Genomic DNA, 20,120 nt, shown 5'->3' on the forward strand with positions numbered 1-20,120 from the left:
CGGAGCCTAGCGGCCGCCGCTGACGTTGAGGGCGGCACCCGTCACATAGGATGCCGCGTCGGAGAGAAGATAGAGAATGGAATGGGCGACTTCGTCGGCCGTGCCCGGCCGCTGCAGCGGGATGAGCGAGGCCATGTCGCGCGCACGGTCCGGCAGGCCGCCGGAGGCGTGGATTTCGGTATCGATGATGCCGGGGCGCACAAGGTTGACGCGCACGCCCTCCGCCGCCACCTCGCGGGCAAGACCGATGGTGAAGCTCTCGATGGCGCCCTTGCTGGCGGCATAGTCAACATATTGCCCGGCCGCGCCGAGCAGCGCGGCGACCGACGACAGGTTGACGATAGCCCCGCCCTGCCCGCCATGGCGCGTCGACATGCGGCGCACGGCCTCCTGCGCGCAGCGGATCGACCCCATGATGTTGACGGCGAACATGCGCTCCAGCCGTTCGGCGGACATCTCGTCGACACGCTGGGGCGTCGCGACGATGCCGGCATTGTTCACAAGACCGTCGAGCCGGCCGAAGGTGCCGTCGATGGTGGAGAAGATGTTGGCAAGGCCAAGCTCGCTGCCGACGTCGCCCTGAACGGGGATCGCCGAACCACCGGCATCGCGGATTTCGGCCACCACGGCCTCGGCGGCCGCAAGATTGGAAACGTAGTTCACCGCGACCTGCCAGCCGGCCGCGCCGGCAAGGCGGCACACGCTGGCGCCGATGCCGCGGCTGCCGCCGGTGACGAGAAGAACGGGCGCTTCGCTCATGCCGCGCATCCTTTCCGTTTCAGAACGTCCCACGGGACGACCGTCGCCTTGCCGTCCTCCCAGAGCCTGGAATAGCGCAGCGACGCGCCGAAGCCGGCAAGAAGCAGGTTTTCCGCCGCCTTGCCGCCCTCATCGGGCAGGAGCGCGGCATCGCCACCATCGAGCGCATAGATCACGCCTTCCCAGACCGTGCAGGCGGCGATCTCCTCGCCGGTCGCATCGCCCTCGGGGCAATTGTGCATGACCATGCCGTTGGACCGCGCGGGATCGCCCGGCATGACGATGCCATCCAGCACCACGCCGCTCGAGAGAACCTTCAGCTTGAAATGATGGCTCGTCGCCGCGGCATTCGAGCCGACGGGTTCGAAGGTCAGCTCGTAACCCTGGTCGCGATCGGCATAGATCGCACGGTCCTGCCGGCATTCCGCCGCCGAGGCGGCGGTCGCGACAGAAAGACCGATGAGAACGAGGACGGCGCGCATTCTTCAGTGCGCCTTTTCCGTCGCGAGCTTGATGCCGAGCGCGATGAAGACGAGGCCGCTGGCGCGGTCGATCCACTGGCTCATGCGGGCAAAGGTCGCGCGCATCTTCGGCGTCGTCATGAAAAGCGAGACACCGACGAACCACGCGATGAGGCAGGTCGCCATGACGAGGCCGTAACCGAACTTGATGGCAATCGGCGTATGGGCGCTGACGACGGTGGAAAAGATCGACAGGAAGAAGAAGACGGGCTTGGGGTTCAAAGCATTGGCCAGGAAGCCGAGACCGAAGGCGCGCAGGGCGGACTGTTCGTCCTTGCCGTCCTCGTTGCCCTTCACCGCCTCGACGGAAAGGTCTGCCTTGCCCGCGCGCAGCGCCTTGATGCCGATATAGACGAGATAGGCGACACCGCACCACTTCACGATGTTGAAGAGATAGATCGACTGGGAGATGATGAGGCCGAGGCCAAGGATCGTATAGGTGACGTGGAACATCAGCGACGTGCCGATGCCGAAGGACGTCACGATGGCCGCGCGCCGCCCGTGCACGATGGACTGGCGCATGACCATGGCAAGATCCGCACCGGGCGAGACGATGGCGAAGGCGAAGATCGCCATCAGCGAGGCGAGTTCGAGAAGATACTGGCTCATGCGCGCTCCAGAGGTGCGTTGAAGGCCCAGACATGGCCGAAGGGATCGGTGATGCGGGCGTAGCGTGCGCCCCAGAAGACGTCGGCCGGCGGCATCAGGTCCCGTGCGCCGGCAGCGGCCGCCCTCGCATAGGCCGCATCGACGGCGGCCGGATCCTTCAGGTTGATGTTGATCGTCACGGATGCACCGCCGATGGTCGTCGGCGCGCTGACGGGCAGGCCGAACTCCGGAAACTCGTCATGCAGCATCACCTCGCCGCCGTAGATGGCGAGATTGGCATGTATGACGCGCCTGCCGTCTTCGGCGAGCTGGCAGAACGTCTTTTCCGCGCCGAAGGCCCGCTCATAGAAGGCGATCGCTTCGAGGCCATCCGCCACGCAGATATGCGGTTGAAGCGGGGGAACATTGGTGAAAGCCATGCCTGTCTCCTAGACGACGACGGTGGCAGCCATGATCGCAAGACCTGCCAGCGCGACGAGCCAGACGAGCGATCGGATATAGGGAATGCCCGCCAGATAAAGCGGAATATAGACGAGCCGGGCGGCAAGCCACAGCCATGCGCCGACAAGGTCCCAGCCCGATGGATCGTTTGCGATGGCCACCGCCAGCGCGAGCGCCACGAAGCCGGGATAGGTCTCGCGGAAATTGGCCGACGCGCGGGCCGCGCGTCCGGCGAGGATGCCTTTCGGTTCCCGCGCCTCGTCGCGCGGGCCGGCATTCCATTGGGAGCCAAGCTCCCGCGTGGCAAGCATGCCCTGAAGGGCGATATGGAAGACGAGCAGCGCCACGCTCAAAACGAGCGGCACGAGAATGGGCGAAGCCGCCGCCGTCTCCATCGATGCCTCCCTTAGAGATCGAGAACGAGGCGTTCCGGATCTTCCAGGCTGTCCTTGACGCGCACGAGGAAGGTCACGGCTTCCTTGCCGTCGACGATGCGGTGATCGTAGGAGAGCGCGAGATACATCATCGGACGGATGACGATCTGGCCGCCGACGACGACCGGGCGTTCCTGTATCTTGTGCATGCCGAGGATGCCCGACTGCGGCGCATTCAGGATCGGCGAGGACATCAGCGAGCCGTAGACGCCGCCGTTCGAGATGGTGAAGGTGCCGCCCTGCATGTCGGCCATGGAAAGCTCGCCGTCACGGGCGGCCTTGCCGAGGCGGCCGATTTCCTTCTCGATCTCGGCGATCGACATCTGGTCGGCATCGCGCACGACCGGAACGACGAGACCCTTGTCCGTGCCGACGGCGACGCCGACATGGCAGTAGTTCTTGTAGATGATGTCGGTGCCGTCGATCTCGGCGTTGACGGCGGGCAATTCCTTCAGCGCGTGGGTCACGGCCTTGGTGAAGAAGCCCATGAAGCCGAGCTTGACGCCATGCTTCTTCTCGAAGAGGTCCTTGTAGCGGTTGCGCAGGTCCATCACGGCCGACATGTCCACCTCGTTGTAGGTGGTCAGCATGGCGGCGGTGTTCTGGGCATCCTTGAGGCGCTTGGCGATGGTCTGGCGCAGGCGCGTCATCTTCACGCGTTCTTCGCGCGGCGCATCGGCTTCGGAAGACGCCGGGCGGGCAGCGACCTTGACCGGCTCGGCGGCAGCAGCCCCCGACGCCGTGATGCCCTTGGCGACGGCAGCGATGACATCGCCCTTCAGGACCTGACCGCGCTTGCCGGAACCGTCGACCTGATCGGCCGAGAGCTTGTTTTCGGCGAGCAGCTTGGCGGCGGCCGGAGCAGCCGGCATGGCCGCGGCAGCGGCAGGCTTTGCTTCGGCGGCGGGCGCTGCGGCAACGGCCTTCTCGGCGGCAGCCGGTGCGGCGGCGCCGGCGGATGCGCCAGCGGAAATCTGGCCAAGCAGACCGCCCGGCTCGACGGTGTCGCCGGCATTGGCGGTGATTTCGGCGAGAACGCCGGAGGCAGGCGCCGGTACTTCGATCGTCACCTTGTCGGTTTCGAGCTCACAGAGCGGCTCGTCGGCCTTCACGGTATCGCCGACCTTCTTGAACCAGGTGCCGACGGTCGCTTCACTGACGGATTCGCCCAAAGTCGGGACGCGGATTTCGGTAGCCATGAGTTGAGTTCCGTTGTTCGTGTCTTTGTCGTGAGTACATAGGGCCGGGCGGATCAACCGCCCAGCGCGTCCTCGAGGAAGGCGGCAAGCTGCGCGAGGTGCTTGGACATCAGGCCCGTCGCCGGCGAGGCGGCGGCCGGACGGCCGGTGTAGCGCACGCGCTGGTACTTGGCGTCGATATGCGCCAGCACCCATTCCAGATAGGGGTCGATGAAGGCCCAGGCGCCCATGTTCTTGGGCTCTTCCTGGCACCAGACCATCTCGGCGTTGCGGAAGCGCGAAAGCTCGTTGATCAGCGCCTTGGCCGGGAACGGGTAGAGCTGTTCCAGACGCAGCAGGTAGACGTCGTCAATGCCGCGCTTCTCGCGCTCTTCCAGAAGGTCGTAATAGACCTTGCCCGAGCACATCACGACGCGGCGGATCTTGGCATCCTTCTGGAGCTTGATCGGGCCGTCCTTGATGACCTCGGCGTCGTCCCACAGCAGGCGGTGGAACGAGCTTTCGCCCGCCATTTCCGACAGCGAGGAGATCGCCCGCTTGTGACGCAGCAGCGATTTCGGCGTCATCATGATCAGCGGCTTGCGGAAGTCGCGCTTCACCTGACGGCGCAGGATATGGAAGTAGTTCGCCGGCGTCGTGACGTTGGCGACCTGCATGTTGTCTTCCGCGCAGAGCTGCAGGAAGCGTTCGAGGCGGGCGGAGGAGTGTTCCGGACCCTGGCCCTCATAGCCGTGCGGCAGCAGGCAGACGAGGCCCGACATGCGCAGCCACTTGCGTTCGCCCGACGAGATGAACTGGTCGAAGACGACCTGCGCACCGTTGGCGAAGTCGCCGAACTGGGCTTCCCAGAGGGTCAGCGCATTCGGGCGGGCCAGCGAATAACCGTACTCGAAGCCGAGCACCGCTTCTTCCGAGAGCATCGAGTTGATGACCTCGTAACGGGCCTGCGTCGGCGAGAGGTTGGCAAGCGGGATGTAGCGGTCTTCGCTCTCCTGATCGTAGAGAACCGAATGGCGCTGCGAGAAGGTGCCGCGTTCGCAGTCCTGGCCGGAGAGACGGATCTTGGTGCCCTCGACGCAGAGCGTACCGAAGGCAAGCGCTTCGCCCATTGCCCAGTCGATGCCTTCGCCCGTCTCGACCATCTGCATGCGGTTGTCCATGAACCGCTGGATCGTCTTGTGGGCCTTGAAGCCTTCCGGGATCGTCGCGATCTTGCGGCCGATCTCCTTGAGCTGCTTCATCGGCACGGAGGTCTTGCCGCGGCGCTGTTCGTCCTGGTTGTCGGCCGAGCGCAGGCCCGACCAGGCGCCGTCCAGCCAGTCGGCCTTGTTCGGCTTGTAGGACTGGCCGATCTCGAATTCGGTTTCGAGATTGGCGCGCCAGTCGGCCTTCATCTTCTCGAATTCGCCCTCGCTGATGACGCCCTCGGCGATGAGGCGCGCGCCATAGAGATTGACGACCGTCTTGTGGGCGCGGATCGCCTTGTACATCTTCGGCTGGGTGAACGCGGGCTCGTCGCCTTCGTTATGGCCGAAGCGACGGTAGCAGAAGATATCCAGCACGACCGGCTTGTGGAACGTCATGCGGAATTCGGTCGCGACCTTGGCGGCATAGGTCACCGCTTCCGGGTCGTCGCCGTTCACATGGAAGATCGGCGCCTCGATCATCTTCGCCACATCCGACGGATAGGGCGAGGAGCGCGAGAAGGCCGGGTTCGTGGTGAAGCCGATCTGGTTGTTGATGATGACATGCACCGTGCCGGCGACGCGGTGGCCGCGCAGGCCCGAAAGGCCGAGGATTTCGGCGACGACGCCCTGGCCCGCGAAGGCCGCATCGCCGTGCAGCAGCAGCGGCATGACCTTGGCGCGCTCACGCAGCGGGATGATGTCGCCCTCGAAGACGGTCGCCATCTGGTCCTGCTTGGCGCGGGCCTTGCCCATGACGACCGGGTTGACGATCTCGAGATGCGAGGGGTTGGCGGTCAGCGACAGGTGCACCTTGTTGCCGTCGAACTCGCGGTCCGAGGAAGCGCCGAGGTGGTACTTCACGTCGCCCGAGCCTTCCACGTCGTCCGGCGCGTAGGAGCCGCCCTTGAACTCGTGGAAGACGGCGCGGTGGGGCTTGGCCATCACGTTGGTCAGAACGTTGAGGCGGCCGCGATGCGCCATGCCGAGCACGATTTCCTTCAGGCCCATCTGGCCGCCGCGCTTGATAATCTGCTCCAGCGCCGGGATGAGCGCTTCGCCGCCGTCGAGGCCGAAACGCTTGGTGCCCTTGTACTTGACGTCGATGAACTGCTCGAAGCCTTCCGCCTCGATCAGCTTCTGCAGGATCGCCTTCTTGCCCTCGGTCGTGAAGTCGACGCCCTTGTCCGGGCCTTCGATACGTTCCTGGATCCAGCCCTTCTCTTCCGGGTTGGAGATATGCATGAATTCGACGCCGATGGTCGAGCAATAGGTGCGCTCGAGGATTTCGACCATTTCGCGCACGGTCGCGTATTCGAGGCCGAGCACGTTGTCGATGAAGATCTTGCGGTCGAGATCCTTGTCCTCGAAACCGTAGTTCGAAGGCGAAAGCTCGTTATAGTCCTCGACCGGTGCGGCAAGGCCGAGCGGGTCGAGTTTGGCATGCAGGTGACCGCGGGCGCGATAGGCGCGGATCATCATGATGGCGCGCACCGAGTCGCGCGTCGCCTGGTTGACGTCGGCCTGGTTGACGGGCGTGCCGGTCTGGGCGGCAGCGGCCTCGGCCTTTGCCTGCACCTTCTTCTCCAGCACCTTCTCGACGACGCCCCAGTTGCCGTCGAGCGCCGAGACGAGTTCGCCGTTGGCGGCGATGGGCCAGTTCGCGCGCTTCCACGAGGCGCCCTTGGCCGCCTTGATCACGTCGGAGGGCTGGTCTTCGAGGGCCTTGAAGAAGGCCTGCCATTCCTCGCCGACGGAGGCGGGGTTCGCCTCGTACTTGGCGTAGAGCTGTTCGATATAGGCTGCGTTCGCCCCGTCGAGGAAGGACGTGGCCAGGAATTGTTCGTTGGCGTCTTGCCGTGCCATGGTGTTTTGCGGGCGCCGCGCCCGCCTCCCGAACGATCGTGTTGACCGGGCTTTCCCCGGCTTGCCGCCCGGCGCCGCTGTCGCTTCGCGCCGGGAAGAGACGGATCGGCCGGCATTTCAGCCGGCCCATCCAGTTTCGTTTCTCAGCCCTTGAGGACTTCGACGAGGGTCTTGCCGAGGCGCGCCGGCGAAGGCGAAACGCGGATGCCCGCCGCTTCCATCGCCGCGATCTTGGATTCCGCATCGCCCTTGCCGCCGGAAACGACGGCGCCGGCGTGACCCATGGTGCGGCCCTTCGGCGCCGTACGGCCCGCGATGAAGCCGGCCATCGGCTTCTTGCGGCCCTTCTTGGCTTCGTCGATGAGGAACTGCGCCGCATCTTCTTCGGCCGAACCGCCGATTTCGCCGATCATGATGATGGAGGTCGTGGCTTCGTCGGCCAGGAACATCTCCAGCACGTCGATGAACTCGGTGCCCTTGACCGGGTCGCCGCCGATGCCGACGGCCGTCGTCTGACCGAGGCCCTCGTTGGAGGTCTGGAACACGGCCTCATAGGTCAGTGTGCCCGAGCGCGAGACGATGCCGACCGAGCCCTTGCGGAAGATCGAACCCGGCATGATGCCGATCTTGCATTCTTCCGGCGTCAGGATGCCGGGGCAGTTCGGGCCGAGCAGGCGCGAGGAGGAGCGGTCGAGGCGAGCCTTGACGCGCACCATGTCGGCAACCGGGATGCCTTCGGTGATGCAGGTGATGAACGGGATCTCGGCTTCGATCGCCTCGATGATCGCGTCCGCGGCGCCTGCCGGCGGAACGTAGATCACGGAGGCGTCCGCGCCGGTCTTCTCGCGGCCTTCGGCGACCGAAGCGAAGATCGGCAGGGTTTCGCCCTTGGAGCCGGTCCAGGTTTCGCCGCCCTTCTTCGGGTGGATGCCGCCGACCATCTGCGTGCCGTAATAGGCGAGCGCCTGTTCGGTATGGAAGGTGCCGGTCTTGCCGGTCAGGCCCTGAACGAGGACCTTGGTGTTCTTGTTGACGAGAATCGACATGAGGTCTGGTCCTTCGGTTAGCCGTTGATCGCGGCGACGATCTTCTTGGCAGCATCATCCAGATCGTCGGCGGCGGTGATCGCCAGACCGGATTCGTTCAGGATCTTCTTGCCAAGCTCGACATTCGTGCCTTCGAGACGAACGACCAGCGGAACCTTGAGGCCGACTTCCTGCACGGCCGCAACGACACCCTCGGCGATGACATCGCACTTCATGATGCCGCCGAAGATGTTGACGAGGATGCCCTCGACCTTCGGATCTGCCGTGATGATCTTGAAGGCCGCCGCAACCTTCTCCTTGCCGGCGCCGCCGCCGACGTCGCAGAAGTTCGCCGGCTCCTTGCCGTAAAGCTTGATGATGTCCATCGTCGCCATGGCAAGGCCTGCGCCGTTGACCATGCAGCCGATATTGCCGTCGAGCGCCACATAGGCGAGGTCCCACTTGGAGGCCTCGATTTCCTTGGCGTCTTCCTCGGTCTCGTCGCGCAGCGCCTTGATGTCGTCGTGGCGGAACAGCGCGTTGCCGTCGAACGAGACCTTGGCGTCGAGAACGCGCATGCGGCCGTTCTTCATGACGATCAGCGGGTTGATCTCGAGCAGGCTCATGTCCTTCTCGACAAAGGCCTTGTAGAGGATCGGGAAGAGCTTTTCGGCGTCAGCCTTGGCTTCGCCGTCGAGCTTCAGGGCCGCGGTGAGCTTGGCGAGATCGGCGGCGGTGACGCCGGCTTCCGGGTTGATCGCGACATTGACGATCTTTTCCGGCGTATCATGCGCAACAGCCTCGATGTCCATGCCGCCTTCCGTCGAAACGACGAAGGCGACCTGGCCGACGGAGCGGTCGACGAGCAGCGACAGATAGAGTTCACGGTCGATGTCGGCGCCGTCCTCGATGTACAGGCGGTTCACCTGCTTGCCGGCAGGGCCGGTCTGCGCGGTGACGAGCGTGTTGCCGAGCATTTCCTTGGCATGGGCCTTGGCTTCGTCGATCGAGAAGGCAAGACGGACGCCGCCCTTGGCTTCCGCCGGCAGTTCCTTGAACTTGCCCTTGCCGCGGCCGCCGGCATGGATCTGGCTCTTGACCACGTAGAGCGGGCCGGGCAGCGACTTCGCAGCCGCTTCAGCCTCGTCGGCGGAGAAGATCGCAACGCCCTCGGCGACCGGCGCGCCAAAGCTCTTGAGCAGAGCCTTGGCCTGATATTCATGAATGTTCATCGGGAAAATCCTGTCTGGCTACCGGATTACTTCAGGGCGGGAGCGATGTTGATGCAGGCTTCGCAGAGGCCGGCAACGGCAGCGACCGACTTGTCGAAGGCTTCCTGTTCGGCCTTGTTCAGGTCGATCTCGACGATGCGCTCGACGCCGCCGGCACCGATGACCGTGGGAACGCCGACATACATGTCCTTGACGCCGTACTGGCCCGAGAGGTGGGCGGCGACGGGCAGGACGCGCTTCTTGTCCTTGAGGAAGGATTCGGCCATCTCGATGGCGGAAGCGGCCGGGGCATAGTAGGCCGAGCCGGTCTTCAGCAGGCCGACGATTTCGGCGCCGCCATCACGGGTGCGCTGGATGATCTCTTCCAGACGTTCCTTGGTGCACCAGCCCATCTTGACGAGGTCGGTCAGCGGGATGCCGGCGACGGTCGAGTAACGGGCGAGCGGCACCATCGTGTCGCCGTGGCCGCCGAGAACGAAGGCGGTGACGTCCTGAACGGAAACCTTGAATTCTTCGGAGAGGAAGAGGCGGAAACGGGCCGAGTCCAGGACGCCGGCCATGCCGACGACCATGTTCTTCGGCAGGCCGGAGAACTTCTGCAGCGCCCAGACCATCGCGTCGAGCGGGTTGGTGATGCAGATGACGAAGGCGTTCGGGGCATACTTCTTGATGCCGGCGCCGACCTGTTCCATGACCTTGAGGTTGATGCCGAGCAGGTCGTCGCGGCTCATGCCCGGCTTGCGGGCGACGCCGGCGGTGACGATGCAGACATCGGCGCCTTCGATGGCGGCGTAGTCGCTGGCACCCGTCAGCGAGGCATTGAAGCCTTCCACCGGCGAGGACTGGGCAATGTCGAGGCCCTTGCCCTGCGGAATGCCGTCGGCGATGTCGAAGAGGACGATGTCGCCCAGCTCCTTCAGGCCGGCGAGATGCGCCAGCGTGCCACCGATCATGCCAGAACCAATAAGTGCGATCTTCTTGCGGGCCATGAAAGCTTCCTCTTGCTCCGATCAACAGGTCCCCAATGTCGCAATTGCGGGACCTTTCGGCGCAAGGGCTTACGCTTCCTAGGTTAAAAATTCAACACATACTTTTGAGTTGAAGTTTTTCAATCGGTTAGATGTAAAAATTCTTACGTAAACGTAAGAATTTCCGTCATGCTTCCGTCACGTCCTTCGTGTAACGGGCCATGTGGTCGGCCAGATATTCCGTGCTGCGGATTTCGATGAGCCGCGAAACCGTCCGGTCGAACTCGAAGCCTTCCGTGCCCTTGCGCGTCACCAGCAACGCTTCCGGGGCCGCGGCGGCGGAGGCGAAGAGCCGCGCCCGGTGATCGTAGATCGTATCGATGAGATTGATGAAGCGCTTCGTCTCGTTGCGCTTCTCCGCTCCCAGGAAGGGGATGTGATCGACGAAAAGCGTGTCGTAATGCGCGAGGATTTCGAGATAGTCCGCAGCGCCCAGAGGCTTCTCGCAGAGATCGGCGAACGAAAAGCGCGCCATGCGCCCCGCAGCCTGCGGCACGGCAATGCTCCGACCGCGGAAGGAGATCGTCTGCGCTGCGACGGGCTTGCCCAACGTCTCGCGCCGCCAGGCCGCATCCAGCGCCATGTCCGCCGCCTCGCCGAGCGGATAACGGAAGACCGGCAATCCGCTATCCTTCTCCATGCGGTAATCCGTCAGGGAATCCAGCGGCACGATCTCGACATATTGCTTGAGAAGATCGACGAAGGGCAGGAAGAGGCCGCGGTTGAGGCCGTCCTTGTAAAGGTTGTCCGGCTCGACATTCGAGGTCGCGACGAGAATGCAGCCACGCTGGAAGAGTTCGCCGAAGAGGCGTGACAGGATCATCGCATCGGCGATGTCCGTCACGGAAAACTCGTCGAAGCAGAGGAGCCTTGCTTCCTCGACGAGGCTGGCCGCCACCGGCGGCACCGGATCGGCCTGTTTCGTCTCGCCCGCCTTCAGCTTCTGGCGATGCTTGTGGATGCGGTCGTGCACATCGGCCATGAATTCGTGGAAATGCGCCCGGCGCTTGCGCTTCACGCGCGCCAGATCGAAGAACATGTCCATCAGCATGGTCTTGCCGCGCCCGACGCCGCCATAGAGGTAGAGCCCCTTGGGGGCGCTGACGGTCTCGGGCTTGCGGGAGGCGAAAAGCCAGCCGAGCGCGCTGGATTTGCGCACCGGCCGCTGGGCATGGAGATCGCGCAGCAGGCGGTCGAAACGCGCCGCCATCGCCTTCTGGGCCGGGTCCGGCTTCAGCTCGCCACTGGCGACAAGGGCTTGCAGCCTATCCGAAACGCCATGGTCCGGATGTGTCGATCCGCTGTCCCAGTCCTTGCCCATGGGCGGCTATTATCCGTGTCGTATCGGAAGACGATCAGCGCGAAAGGCTGACGGGCTGGCCGGAATTGGTCGAACCGTCGAAACGCGTATCGGCCGTCTTGTAGAGGCGGGCGATGGGATTGCCGTTGCGGTCCTTCAGGATGACCTGCTTGCCGGCCACTTCCCAGGACCCCATCGAGGTGAGCTCGCCCGCGCAGCCGCGCGTGCCGCCGCGCGAACCGCTGCCGAGATTGGTGAGTGTCAGGAACATGTCGCAGGAGGACGCGCCATTCGCCACGCGCCAGTTGCCGACCATGCCTTCCTTCTTGACGTCGAGCGCGCCCGCGGCGGCCGCGTCGCCTGTGCCCGTCGTGCCGGTGCCGGTTGCCATGGCCGTGTCGGTCGTCGGCTTTTCCGGGAACTGGCTGGTCGTGTCGGTCGTCGGGTCGGGAAGCTGGCTGGAGGAGACAGTACCGATCGGCTGCGCCTCGAGCGGCGTGAGGTTCTGCTGCGTATTGACGCTGTCCATCGAGGAGGTCCGCTGGCAACCTGCCAGAGCAAGCGCCATCATCAGCCCGCCTGCCACATGATGAATCCGCATGTCGATACTCCCGATCTCTGCCCGTTACTGCTGCCATGCAGCAATTCCCGCCGAATTAACGTGAATCGCCCGCATGAATCAAGACGAAACGGCCTGATTGCTCAGGCCGCCTCCTCACGTTTCGTGAACGGTGATTATGTAGGTCAGAGACGGCGCTCGACCAGCATCTTCTTGATTTCACCGATCGCCTTGGCCGGATTGAGACCCTTCGGGCAGGCCTGGGCGCAGTTCATGATGGTATGGCAGCGATAGAGGCGGAACGGATCCTCGAGATTGTCGAGGCGCTCGCCCGTCGCTTCGTCGCGGCTGTCGATGAGCCAGCGATAGGCCTGCAGCAGCACGGCGGGGCCGAGATAACGGTCGCCGTTCCACCAATAGCTCGGACAGGACGTCGAGCAGCAGGCGCACAGGATGCACTCGTAGAGGCCGTCGAGCTTGAGGCGGTCCTCATGGCTCTGCTTCCATTCCTTGGCCGGCGTCGGCGAGACGGTCTTCAGCCACGGCTCGATGGAGCGGTGCTGGGCATAGAAGTTGGTGAGGTCAGGAACGAGGTCCTTCACCACCGGCATATGCGGCAGCGGATAGACCTTCACGGTGCCCTTCACCTCGTCCATGCCCTTGGTGCAGGCGAGCGTGTTGGTGCCGTCGATGTTCATGGCGCAGGAGCCGCAGATGCCTTCGCGGCAGGAGCGGCGCAGCGTCAGCGTCGGGTCGATCTTGTTCTTGATGTAGAGCAGCGCATCGAGAACCATCGGGCCGCAATCGTCGACGTCGATGTAGAAGGTGTCGATCGAGGGGTTCTTCCCGTCGTCCGGGTTCCAGCGATAGATGCGGAACTCGCGGGTGTTGGTGGCGCCGGCCGGCTTCGGCCAGACCTTGCCCTCGGTCATCTGCGAGTTTTTCGGGAGAGCGAGTTCAACCATGTCCTGTTCTCCTCGGGCTCAGTAGACGCGGGCCTTGGGCTCGATCTTCTTGGGATCGATCCCGTCGGCGATGAGGTCGGTGTGGACCGGGCGGTAGTCGAGCGTGACGTCGCCCGCCTCGTTCACCCAGGACAGCGTGTGCTTGCGCCAGTTGACGTCGTCGCGGCCACCGAGCGGGCCGGTCGCATAGTCCTCGCGGGCATGCGAGCCGCGGCTCTCCTTGCGGGCTTCGGCGCCGTAGACGGTCGTGATGGCATTGGCCATCAGGTTTTCCAGTTCCAGCGTCTCGACGAGGTCGGAATTCCAGATCATCGAGCGGTCGGTGACCTTGATGTCAGGCAGTTCCTTCCAGATCGCGGTCATGCGCTTGCAGCCGCTTTCCAGCGATTCCTGGGTGCGGAACACGGCGGCGTCTTCCTGCATGGTGCGCTGCATCTTGTCGCGCAGGATCGCCGTCGGCGTGCCGCCCTTGGCGTTCCGCAGGCGATCGAAGCGGTCCATGATCTTGTCGCAGGCGGCGATGTCGAGCGCCGGGATCGCCGCGTTGCGGTCGATGACCTGGCCGGCGCGGATGGCGGCGGCGCGGCCGAAGACCACGAGGTCGATCAGCGAGTTGGAGCCGAGGCGGTTGGCGCCGTGCACCGAGGCGCAGCCGGCTTCGCCCACCGCCATCAGGCCGGGCGCGATGCGCTCCGGGTTCTGGCTGTCGGCGTTCAGCACTTCGCCCCAATAGTTCGTCGGAATACCGCCCATGTTGTAATGGACGGTCGGCAGAACCGGGATCGGCTCGCGCGTCACGTCGACGCCGGCGAAGATCTTCGCGCTCTCGGAAATGCCCGGCAGGCGCTCGTGAAGAACGGCCGGATCGAGATGGTCGAGATGCAGGAAGATGTGGTCCTTGTTCTTGCCGACGCCGCGGCCTTCGCGGATTTCCATCGTCATGCAGCGCGAGACGACGTCGCGCGAGGCAAGGTCCTTGGCCGACGGCGCATAGCGCTCCATGAAGCGCTCGCCCTCGGAATTAACGAGATAGCCGCCTTCGCCGCGCGCGCCCTCGGTAATGAGGCAGCCCGCGCCGTAGATGCCGGTCGGGTGGAACTGGACGAACTCCATGTCCTGCAGCGGCAGGCCGGCGCGCGCGATCATGCCGCCGCCATCGCCCGTGCAGGTGTGGGCCGACGTGGCGGAGAAGTAGGCGCGGCCGTAACCGCCGGTCGCCAGCACCACCATCTTGGCGGCGAAGCGATGGATCGTGCCGTCATCGAGGTTCCAGGCGACGACGCCCGTGCAACGGCCGTCGGCCGACATGATCAGGTCGAGCGCGAAATACTCGACGAAGAATTCGGCGTTGTTGCGCAGCGACTGGCCATAGAGCGTGTGCAGGATGGCGTGGCCGGTGCGGTCGGCGGCGGCGCAGGTGCGCTGCACCGGCGGGCCTTCGCCGTAGTTCTGCATGTGGCCGCCGAACGGGCGCTGGTAGATCTTGCCTTCGGCATTGCGCGAGAAGGGCACGCCGTAATGCTCGAGCTCATAGACCGCCTTCGGCGCTTCCATGGCGAGATACTGCATGGCGTCGACGTCGCCGAGCCAGTCGGAGCCCTTGACGGTGTCGTAGAGGTGCCACTGCCAGCTGTCCGGCGTCATGTTCTGCAGCGAGGCCGCGATGCCGCCCTGGGCGGCGACGGTGTGCGAGCGCGTCGGGAAGACCTTGGTGATGCAGGCCGTCTTGAGGCCCTGCTCGGCCATCCCGAGCGTGGCGCGAAGACCCGCGCCGCCGGCGCCGACGACGATCACGTCGAAGGAGTGGTCCACATAATCATAGGCCTTGCCGTTGGCCGCCGGGGAGGAGATCGCTGCCATGATGGATTATCCTGCGAAAGCGATTTTGAGGACGGCGAAAAGACAGAGGCCGCCAACGAGGATCGCGAAGAAGGTGTTGAGCATGAGGAGGCCGATCTTGATGCCTTCCGCATGCACGTAGTCCTCGATGATGACTTGCATGCCGAGCTTCATGTGAATGAGGCCGGAAATGACGACGAGGCCCATGAGGACGGCGACGATCGGATGCGACAGCGCGGCCGTCACTTCCGCGTAGGAGGCGCCGTTGTAGCAGATGAGGAAGCCGACGAAGAACAGCATCAGCGGAACGTTGGCGACGGCCGTCAGGCGCTGGCGCCAGAAATGCTCCGTGCCGTCCTTTGCCGAGCCGAGACCACGAACCTTGCCGAGGGGAGTGCGCATGTCCATGGGTGTCTCCTCAGCGGGCCAGATAGCCGACGACCCAGATCAGCACCGTCAGGGCGACGGAGACGACCGGCGTGGCAAGCGCGAGCTTGGTGGAAAAATGCTTCTCGTAGCCGCGACCCATGTCCCACATGAAGTGGCGCAGGCCACCAAGCATGTGGTGCATCAGCGCCCAGGTATAGCCGAAGAGCACGAGACGGCCGATCCAGGTGCCGAAGAACCAGCTGACCCAGTCGAAATAGGCTTCGCCCGTCGCGGCCGCGATCAGCCACCAGGCGACGAGAACGGTGCCGAAATAGAGGGCGGCGCCGGTAATGCGATGCACGATGGACATGACCATCGTCGGGATCGGCTTGTAGACTTGGAGATGCGGCGAGAGTGGCCGGCTTCGAGTGACATTCGCCATCTGAACCTCACGGAACCCCGGAGAGCCAAAACTGGACAAATTTTCTCCGGAATTGCAGTATGTTGTGCACAATGCAGTGATTGCGACGTTTAATCACCGGAAAGCGGAACCACAAGCCTCATTGCAGTGCAAAATGAATTTAATCGATTAGAAAATCGGTGCCGATCTGCACCGTTCCGGCACGCTCCTCCAGCGTTAACCACAACGGCGAAATCCATAACCAAATCCGTGACTTTCGCCCGCGCCTGCCCCATCTTTCCGTTAAGGATTCGTTAAGCGTAACCCGGAAGGCAGGACAGAATGACTCTGTTATCGGCGCTCCGTGCGACCAAAGTCTTAGGGCTGGCGGTCGTGCTTGTCGCAGGCGGCATGACGGCCGCCGCAGACGCCCGCGATGGCTGGCACCGCGGCCACCATGGCCACCACACCCGCTTCAAGCGGCTCCAGAACATCGAAGAGGGTGGCGACGGCTGGCTGGGCACGACGCTCCGCTACAGCTCGCGCAACCGCCCCGTATGGCGCGAGGACGGCAGCTTCTACAGTGGCGCGATCGGCGCCTACCGCTATCGCAACGACACCTATTTCTACGTGAACGACGATGGCGTGATCGAGTGGAACGGCGAGCCGAAGAAGCGCTACAAGCAGGGGCCGAAGGTCATCACCGTCAAACCCGGCACTACCGGCTGCGCGTGGGAAGCCGGCGTCTGCGTCATCCGGCCGGGCTTCTCGAGCATGTCAGGTTCAGATTGAACCTGACATGCTCTAAGCCCTCCGCCGAAACGAGCGTGCCTGAACACAAACAGGATCGTGAGGCCAGGCTTCAGGCTGTGGCCGGCATCGCATCAAAACGCCAGACCGTGGTCTTCTTGACCTCGCTGTCCTCCAGGGCCCGCGTCACGGGCACCTGGTAGGTGCCGAGCGCCTTCATACGCTCACGCGGGCAATAGGCCCGGCCGGGATCGCCGACCAGCACCGTCGCCCCCCGCGCCGCAAGCGCCGAGAACCACGGGATCAGCACATCGGCAAAGGCGCGGTCGTAGAAGACGTCGCCGGCCAGCACCACGTCCCAACCCCCGTCGCGGCCGACGAGGTCTTCCGCCGTGCAGTCGACGGCGACGCCATTGAGCGCGGCATTCAGCCGGATCGCCGTTTCGCTCCAGGGATCGATGTCCGCTGCCAGCACGCCGGTCGCGCCGGCCATGCGCGCCGCGATGCCGACGAGGCCGGAGCCGCTGGCGAAATCCAGCACCGATTTTCCGGCAACGAGATCGGGATGATCGAGAAGATGACGTGCAAGTCCCTGTCCGCCCGCCCAGGCGAAAGCCCAGAAGGGCGGCGGCAGGCCGATCTCCTCCAGTTCCTCTTCCGTCTTCAGCCATAGCTCATGCGCCTCGGTGGCGAGGCGCAGCCGCACCTCGGGCACATGCGGCGGCGACAGCACATCCGTGTTGTCGCGGATGAAGACGTCGGGATCGGTCTTCACGGGAGCAACGGTCCGGCGATCAGAGCGGAGGCCATCAAAGAGGAGGATTGTCGAGACCGCCCATGCGGCAGACCTCGATCCACTCCTCCTCCGTCACCGGCTGCACGGAAAGGCGCATGGAGGTGACGAGCGACATGTTGGCAAGCTTCGCATTCGCCTTGATGTCCTTCAGCGAGACGGGCCTGGGCATGTCGCGGACCGCGCGGATATCCACGCAATCCCAGCGCGGATCCTCGCCGGCCGTCGAATCGGGATGCGACAGGGCGCAGACCTCCGTGATGCCGACGATCTCCAGCCCCTCGTTGGAGTGGTAGAAGAAGCCCTTGTCGCCGATCTTCATGGCACGCATGTTGTTGCGCGCCTGATAGTTGCGCACGCCCGTCCATTCCTCGCCGGCAGAGCCGACATCCTTCTGCATCTGCCAGGACCACTTGAAGGGTTCGGACTTGTAGAGCCAGAATGCCATGCGGATCAGGCCTCCGGATTGTTGAAGACCCAGTTCCAGGCCTTCACCTCGACCTCGGCGAAGAGGCCCGCCTTGGCATAGGGATCGTTTCCGGCGATCTGCCGTGCATCCTCGATCGTTTCCGCCTTGACGACGACCAGGCTGCCGGTGGGCTTGCCGTCATCGCCGAGGAAGGGGCCGGCGAAGGCGAGCTTACCTTCGGCATTGAGCGCATTGAGATAGGCGAGGTGATCGGGGCGCGTATCGAGGCGCACCTGAAGCGCACCCGGCTTGTCCTTGCAGAGGAATGCGAAATGCATGCGGCGGTCCTTCCCTTCCGTTATTCCTGGGTAATGGGGCGCGTCATCAGCTGCCCGATGGCGGTCTTCACGTCGAGCGTGCCGTCGATGATGCGCGCGACCGCGTCGGTAATCGGCATGTCGATGCCCTTGCCGGCTGCCACGCCCGAGGCGACCGAGGCGGCAAAGGCGCCCTCCACGAGATCGCCCGACCAGCCCGCGGCATTGCCATGCCGGCCGAGCGCGATGCCGAAGCGAAGATTGCGCGACTGGTGGCTGGTGCCGGTCAAAACGAGGTCGCCGAGACCGGACAGGCCCGTCACGGTAATGCCTTCCCCGCCATGCGCTTCGACGAAGCGCGACAGCTCCGCAAGCCCGCGCGAGATCAGCGCCGCGCGGGCGGAATCGCCAAGCTCAGCACCCTCGATGATGCCGCAGGCGATCGCCAGCACGTTCTTCAGCGCGCCGCCGAGCTGGACGCCGATGCGGTCGGTCGAGGGATAGAGGCGGAAGGTCGGACCGGACAGCGCCTGCGCCAGCGTGGCGCCGATCGCTGCTGTGCGCGCGGCGATCACCATCGCCGTCGGCAGGCCCTTGGCGATATCGGCCGCGAAGCCGGGGCCGGACAGCACGGCGATCTCGCGGCCCGGCAATTCCTCTTCGAGAACATCCGTCAGCAGACGGCCGGTACCCTTTTCCATGCCCTTGGCGCAGATGACGACCGCCGCGCCCGGCGCCAGCAGCGGGGCCAGCGACCGCGCGGCTTCGCGTTGCGCCTGCGAGGGCATGGCGAAGAGCACGATGCCGGCGCCCCGCACCACTTCCGCATCCGCGCTGAAGGCAAGGGCTTCCGGCAGGTCGATGCCGGGCAGGACCTTGTCGTTTCGCCGGGTAGCGCGCATGGCCGCGACGGCCTCGGCATTGCGGCCGATCAGCGTGACGTCGCCGCCGCTGGCGGCAGCCACGCTTGCCAGCGCCGTGCCGAAAGCCCCTGCGCCGACGACGGCGATCCGCGAACTGACCGTCATGCCTTGGCTCCCCGCTTGCCGGATCCCAGAACCGTCGCCGCCTCCCGGTCGAGCGGCCAGCGCGAGCGCGGCGCGACCGTGAGATCATCAGGCGCAAAACCGGCCGCCATGCGCTCCAGCCCCGCCCAGGCGATCATCGAGGCATTGTCGGTGCAAAGCGCCAAAGGCGGTGCGATGAAACGGAACCGGTTCTTGTCGCAGAGCGCCTGCAGCGTCGCGCGCAATTCCGCATTCGCCGCCACGCCGCCGGCGACGACGAGCGCCGGCATTGCCACGTCGGGATGGAGCTTGCGGAACCGCTCCAGCCCGCGGCCGATGCGATCCTTCAGGGTGCGCGAGACCGCGCGCTGGAAGGAGGCGCAGATATCGGCGATATCCTGTTCCGTTACGGGCTCGATGGATTGCGCTGCCTGCCGCACCGCCGTCTTGAGACCGGAGAAGGAAAAATCGAGCCGCGCCTCGCCGACGAGCGGGCGCGGGAAGGTGAAGCGCTCGGGATTGCCCATCTTCGCCATGCGTTCCACCGCCGGGCCGCCGGGATAGGGCAGGCCGAGCAGCTTTGCCGTCTTGTCGAAAGCTTCGCCGAGCGCATCGTCGATGGTGGTGCCCCAGCGCTCGTAGTCGTCGACGCCGCGCACCAGCACGAGCTGGGTGTGCCCACCGGAAACGAGCAGCATGAGATAGGGGAAGGAGAGGCCGTCGGTGAGCCGCGCCGTCAGCGCATGGCCTTCGAGATGATTGACCGCATAGAGCGGCTTGCCCGTCGCCCGCGCGATGGCCTTGCCGGTCATCAGCCCGACGATGAGCCCGCCGATCAGCCCCGGCCCGCTCGTCGCGGCAATGGCATCGACATCGTCGAGCGAGCGCCCGGCCCGCAGCAGCGCCTCGGAAATCAGGCTGTCCAGCGCTTCGACATGGGCGCGCGCCGCGATCTCCGGCACCACGCCGCCATAGGCGCTGTGCTCTTCCAGCTGGCTCAGCACGACCTCGCCGAGGATCTCGCCCTTGCCGTCGGCATCGCGCACGACGACCGAGGCCGCGGTCTCGTCGCAGCTCGTTTCGATGCCGAGAATGGTCAGGTGGGGCGACATGA

General features: G+C 64.7%; 22 protein-coding genes. 1 reads left to right on the forward strand and 21 read right to left on the reverse strand.

Annotated elements, in window-relative coordinates; translation table 11 throughout:
• Positions 1 to 6: 6 nt before the first annotated feature.
• The 16 genes from V8U06_RS14850 to sdhC all read right to left on the reverse strand — a co-directional run bounded on the left by V8U06_RS14850 (position 7) and on the right by sdhC (position 15,772).
• Complete coding sequence (locus tag V8U06_RS14850) at positions 7 to 759, reverse strand: SDR family oxidoreductase (protein ID WP_427141315.1); 753 nt, start codon at positions 757 to 759, stop codon at positions 7 to 9.
• The gene (locus V8U06_RS14855; RefSeq protein ID WP_427141316.1) at positions 756 to 1,241 is read right to left on the reverse strand and encodes a hypothetical protein; all 486 of its coding nucleotides are present in this window, start codon (positions 1,239 to 1,241) and stop codon (positions 756 to 758) included. Before V8U06_RS14855 ends, V8U06_RS14850 begins: the two co-directional genes overlap by 4 nt.
• 3 nt (positions 1,242 to 1,244) lie before the next feature.
• The gene (locus tag V8U06_RS14860) at positions 1,245 to 1,889 is read right to left on the reverse strand and encodes a LysE family translocator (protein ID WP_427141317.1); all 645 of its coding nucleotides are present in this window, start codon (positions 1,887 to 1,889) and stop codon (positions 1,245 to 1,247) included.
• Entirely contained in the window at positions 1,886 to 2,308 is a 423-nt protein-coding gene (locus V8U06_RS14865; RefSeq protein ID WP_427141318.1) for a VOC family protein, read from the reverse strand. Before V8U06_RS14865 ends, V8U06_RS14860 begins: the two co-directional genes overlap by 4 nt.
• Positions 2,309 to 2,317: 9 nt before the next feature.
• Entirely contained in the window at positions 2,318 to 2,725 is a 408-nt protein-coding gene (locus V8U06_RS14870; protein ID WP_427141319.1) for an MAPEG family protein, read from the reverse strand.
• Between the two features lie 11 nt (positions 2,726 to 2,736).
• Complete coding sequence (odhB, locus tag V8U06_RS14875; protein WP_427141320.1) at positions 2,737 to 3,963, reverse strand: 2-oxoglutarate dehydrogenase complex dihydrolipoyllysine-residue succinyltransferase; 1,227 nt, start codon at positions 3,961 to 3,963, stop codon at positions 2,737 to 2,739.
• A gap of 53 nt (positions 3,964 to 4,016) precedes the next feature.
• Positions 4,017 to 7,013, reverse strand: a complete 2,997-nt coding sequence (locus V8U06_RS14880; RefSeq protein ID WP_427141321.1) for a 2-oxoglutarate dehydrogenase E1 component — start codon at positions 7,011 to 7,013, stop codon at positions 4,017 to 4,019.
• A 143-nt stretch (positions 7,014 to 7,156) separates the two neighbouring features.
• Complete coding sequence (sucD, locus tag V8U06_RS14885) at positions 7,157 to 8,059, reverse strand: succinate--CoA ligase subunit alpha (protein WP_226917518.1); 903 nt, start codon at positions 8,057 to 8,059, stop codon at positions 7,157 to 7,159.
• 17 nt (positions 8,060 to 8,076) lie between these two features.
• Positions 8,077 to 9,270: an ADP-forming succinate--CoA ligase subunit beta gene (gene sucC, locus V8U06_RS14890; RefSeq protein ID WP_427141322.1), complete on the reverse strand. Its 1,194-nt coding sequence runs from the start codon at positions 9,268 to 9,270 to the stop codon at positions 8,077 to 8,079.
• 26 nt (positions 9,271 to 9,296) lie between these two features.
• A complete protein-coding gene (mdh, locus tag V8U06_RS14895) occupies positions 9,297 to 10,259 on the reverse strand; it encodes a malate dehydrogenase (protein WP_226917516.1) in 963 nt (320 codons plus the stop codon).
• Positions 10,260 to 10,425: 166 nt separating this feature from the next.
• On the reverse strand, positions 10,426 to 11,619 hold the full coding sequence (zapE, locus tag V8U06_RS14900) for a cell division protein ZapE (RefSeq protein WP_427141323.1): 1,194 nt from the start codon (positions 11,617 to 11,619) through the stop codon (positions 10,426 to 10,428).
• 34 nt (positions 11,620 to 11,653) lie between these two features.
• Entirely contained in the window at positions 11,654 to 12,199 is a 546-nt protein-coding gene (locus V8U06_RS14905) for a protease inhibitor Inh/omp19 family protein (RefSeq protein ID WP_427141324.1), read from the reverse strand.
• A gap of 143 nt (positions 12,200 to 12,342) precedes the next feature.
• The gene (locus V8U06_RS14910; protein WP_226917513.1) at positions 12,343 to 13,122 is read right to left on the reverse strand and encodes a succinate dehydrogenase iron-sulfur subunit; all 780 of its coding nucleotides are present in this window, start codon (positions 13,120 to 13,122) and stop codon (positions 12,343 to 12,345) included.
• Between the two features lie 18 nt (positions 13,123 to 13,140).
• Positions 13,141 to 14,982, reverse strand: a complete 1,842-nt coding sequence (gene sdhA, locus V8U06_RS14915) for a succinate dehydrogenase flavoprotein subunit (RefSeq protein ID WP_427141325.1) — start codon at positions 14,980 to 14,982, stop codon at positions 13,141 to 13,143.
• Between the two features lie 6 nt (positions 14,983 to 14,988).
• Positions 14,989 to 15,369: a succinate dehydrogenase, hydrophobic membrane anchor protein gene (gene sdhD / locus V8U06_RS14920; RefSeq protein ID WP_226917511.1), complete on the reverse strand. Its 381-nt coding sequence runs from the start codon at positions 15,367 to 15,369 to the stop codon at positions 14,989 to 14,991.
• Positions 15,370 to 15,379: 10 nt separating this feature from the next.
• Positions 15,380 to 15,772, reverse strand: a complete 393-nt coding sequence (sdhC, locus tag V8U06_RS14925; RefSeq protein WP_226917510.1) for a succinate dehydrogenase, cytochrome b556 subunit — start codon at positions 15,770 to 15,772, stop codon at positions 15,380 to 15,382.
• Between the two features lie 300 nt (positions 15,773 to 16,072).
• Between sdhC and V8U06_RS14930 the strand changes: the two genes are divergently transcribed.
• Positions 16,073 to 16,522: a hypothetical protein gene (locus tag V8U06_RS14930; protein ID WP_427141326.1), complete on the forward strand. Its 450-nt coding sequence runs from the start codon at positions 16,073 to 16,075 to the stop codon at positions 16,520 to 16,522.
• A 70-nt stretch (positions 16,523 to 16,592) separates the two neighbouring features.
• On the opposite strand, the gene V8U06_RS14935 is transcribed toward V8U06_RS14930, so the two are convergent.
• From V8U06_RS14935 to tsaD, 5 genes are read right to left on the reverse strand one after another with little or no spacing between them, the layout of a single operon-like run.
• Positions 16,593 to 17,255 carry a class I SAM-dependent methyltransferase gene (locus V8U06_RS14935; RefSeq protein WP_427141327.1) on the reverse strand — a complete coding sequence of 221 codons (663 nt, stop codon included), beginning with the start codon at positions 17,253 to 17,255 and terminating at the stop codon, positions 16,593 to 16,595.
• Between the two features lie 34 nt (positions 17,256 to 17,289).
• The gene (locus tag V8U06_RS14940; protein ID WP_427141328.1) at positions 17,290 to 17,721 is read right to left on the reverse strand and encodes an EVE domain-containing protein; all 432 of its coding nucleotides are present in this window, start codon (positions 17,719 to 17,721) and stop codon (positions 17,290 to 17,292) included.
• Between the two features lie 5 nt (positions 17,722 to 17,726).
• Positions 17,727 to 18,020 carry a YciI-like protein gene (locus V8U06_RS14945; protein ID WP_427141329.1) on the reverse strand — a complete coding sequence of 98 codons (294 nt, stop codon included), beginning with the start codon at positions 18,018 to 18,020 and terminating at the stop codon, positions 17,727 to 17,729.
• A 20-nt stretch (positions 18,021 to 18,040) separates the two neighbouring features.
• Positions 18,041 to 19,027, reverse strand: coding sequence for an NAD(P)H-dependent glycerol-3-phosphate dehydrogenase (locus V8U06_RS14950; RefSeq protein ID WP_427141330.1), 987 nt, complete (start codon positions 19,025 to 19,027; stop codon positions 18,041 to 18,043).
• Positions 19,024 to 20,118: a tRNA (adenosine(37)-N6)-threonylcarbamoyltransferase complex transferase subunit TsaD gene (gene tsaD / locus V8U06_RS14955; RefSeq protein WP_427141331.1), complete on the reverse strand. Its 1,095-nt coding sequence runs from the start codon at positions 20,116 to 20,118 to the stop codon at positions 19,024 to 19,026. Before tsaD ends, V8U06_RS14950 begins: the two co-directional genes overlap by 4 nt.
• Positions 20,119 to 20,120 lie beyond the last annotated feature (2 nt).

It is taken from the genome of Shinella sp. G-2, from assembly GCF_050172695.1.
Taxonomy (GTDB): Bacteria; Pseudomonadota; Alphaproteobacteria; order Rhizobiales; family Rhizobiaceae; genus Shinella.

What these genes read in the sequence shown, in the direction of transcription:
- V8U06_RS14860 (WP_427141317.1), bottom strand. Translation starts at nt 1,889, where the DNA reads ATGAGCCAGTATCTTCTCGAACTCGCCTCGCTGATGGCGATCTTCGCC.
- sdhA (WP_427141325.1), bottom strand. Translation starts at nt 14,982, where the DNA reads ATGGCAGCGATCTCCTCCCCGGCGGCCAACGGCAAGGCCTATGATTAT.
- V8U06_RS14930 (WP_427141326.1), top strand. Translation starts at nt 16,073, where the DNA reads ATGACTCTGTTATCGGCGCTCCGTGCGACCAAAGTCTTAGGGCTGGCG.
- sucC (WP_427141322.1), bottom strand. Translation starts at nt 9,270, where the DNA reads ATGAACATTCATGAATATCAGGCCAAGGCTCTGCTCAAGAGCTTTGGC.
- V8U06_RS14880 (WP_427141321.1), bottom strand. Translation starts at nt 7,013, where the DNA reads ATGGCACGGCAAGACGCCAACGAACAATTCCTGGCCACGTCCTTCCTC.
- tsaD (WP_427141331.1), bottom strand. Translation starts at nt 20,118, where the DNA reads ATGTCGCCCCACCTGACCATTCTCGGCATCGAAACGAGCTGCGACGAG.
- V8U06_RS14905 (WP_427141324.1), bottom strand. Translation starts at nt 12,199, where the DNA reads ATGCGGATTCATCATGTGGCAGGCGGGCTGATGATGGCGCTTGCTCTG.
- V8U06_RS14870 (WP_427141319.1), bottom strand. Translation starts at nt 2,725, where the DNA reads ATGGAGACGGCGGCGGCTTCGCCCATTCTCGTGCCGCTCGTTTTGAGC.
- sucD (WP_226917518.1), bottom strand. Translation starts at nt 8,059, where the DNA reads ATGTCGATTCTCGTCAACAAGAACACCAAGGTCCTCGTTCAGGGCCTG.
- zapE (WP_427141323.1), bottom strand. Translation starts at nt 11,619, where the DNA reads ATGGGCAAGGACTGGGACAGCGGATCGACACATCCGGACCATGGCGTT.
- V8U06_RS14940 (WP_427141328.1), bottom strand. Translation starts at nt 17,721, where the DNA reads ATGGCATTCTGGCTCTACAAGTCCGAACCCTTCAAGTGGTCCTGGCAG.
- odhB (WP_427141320.1), bottom strand. Translation starts at nt 3,963, where the DNA reads ATGGCTACCGAAATCCGCGTCCCGACTTTGGGCGAATCCGTCAGTGAA.
- V8U06_RS14865 (WP_427141318.1), bottom strand. Translation starts at nt 2,308, where the DNA reads ATGGCTTTCACCAATGTTCCCCCGCTTCAACCGCATATCTGCGTGGCG.
- V8U06_RS14945 (WP_427141329.1), bottom strand. Translation starts at nt 18,020, where the DNA reads ATGCATTTCGCATTCCTCTGCAAGGACAAGCCGGGTGCGCTTCAGGTG.
- sdhC (WP_226917510.1), bottom strand. Translation starts at nt 15,772, where the DNA reads ATGGCGAATGTCACTCGAAGCCGGCCACTCTCGCCGCATCTCCAAGTC.
- V8U06_RS14910 (WP_226917513.1), bottom strand. Translation starts at nt 13,122, where the DNA reads ATGGTTGAACTCGCTCTCCCGAAAAACTCGCAGATGACCGAGGGCAAG.
- mdh (WP_226917516.1), bottom strand. Translation starts at nt 10,259, where the DNA reads ATGGCCCGCAAGAAGATCGCACTTATTGGTTCTGGCATGATCGGTGGC.
- sdhD (WP_226917511.1), bottom strand. Translation starts at nt 15,369, where the DNA reads ATGGACATGCGCACTCCCCTCGGCAAGGTTCGTGGTCTCGGCTCGGCA.
- V8U06_RS14855 (WP_427141316.1), bottom strand. Translation starts at nt 1,241, where the DNA reads ATGCGCGCCGTCCTCGTTCTCATCGGTCTTTCTGTCGCGACCGCCGCC.
- V8U06_RS14950 (WP_427141330.1), bottom strand. Translation starts at nt 19,027, where the DNA reads ATGACGGTCAGTTCGCGGATCGCCGTCGTCGGCGCAGGGGCTTTCGGC.
- V8U06_RS14850 (WP_427141315.1), bottom strand. Translation starts at nt 759, where the DNA reads ATGAGCGAAGCGCCCGTTCTTCTCGTCACCGGCGGCAGCCGCGGCATC.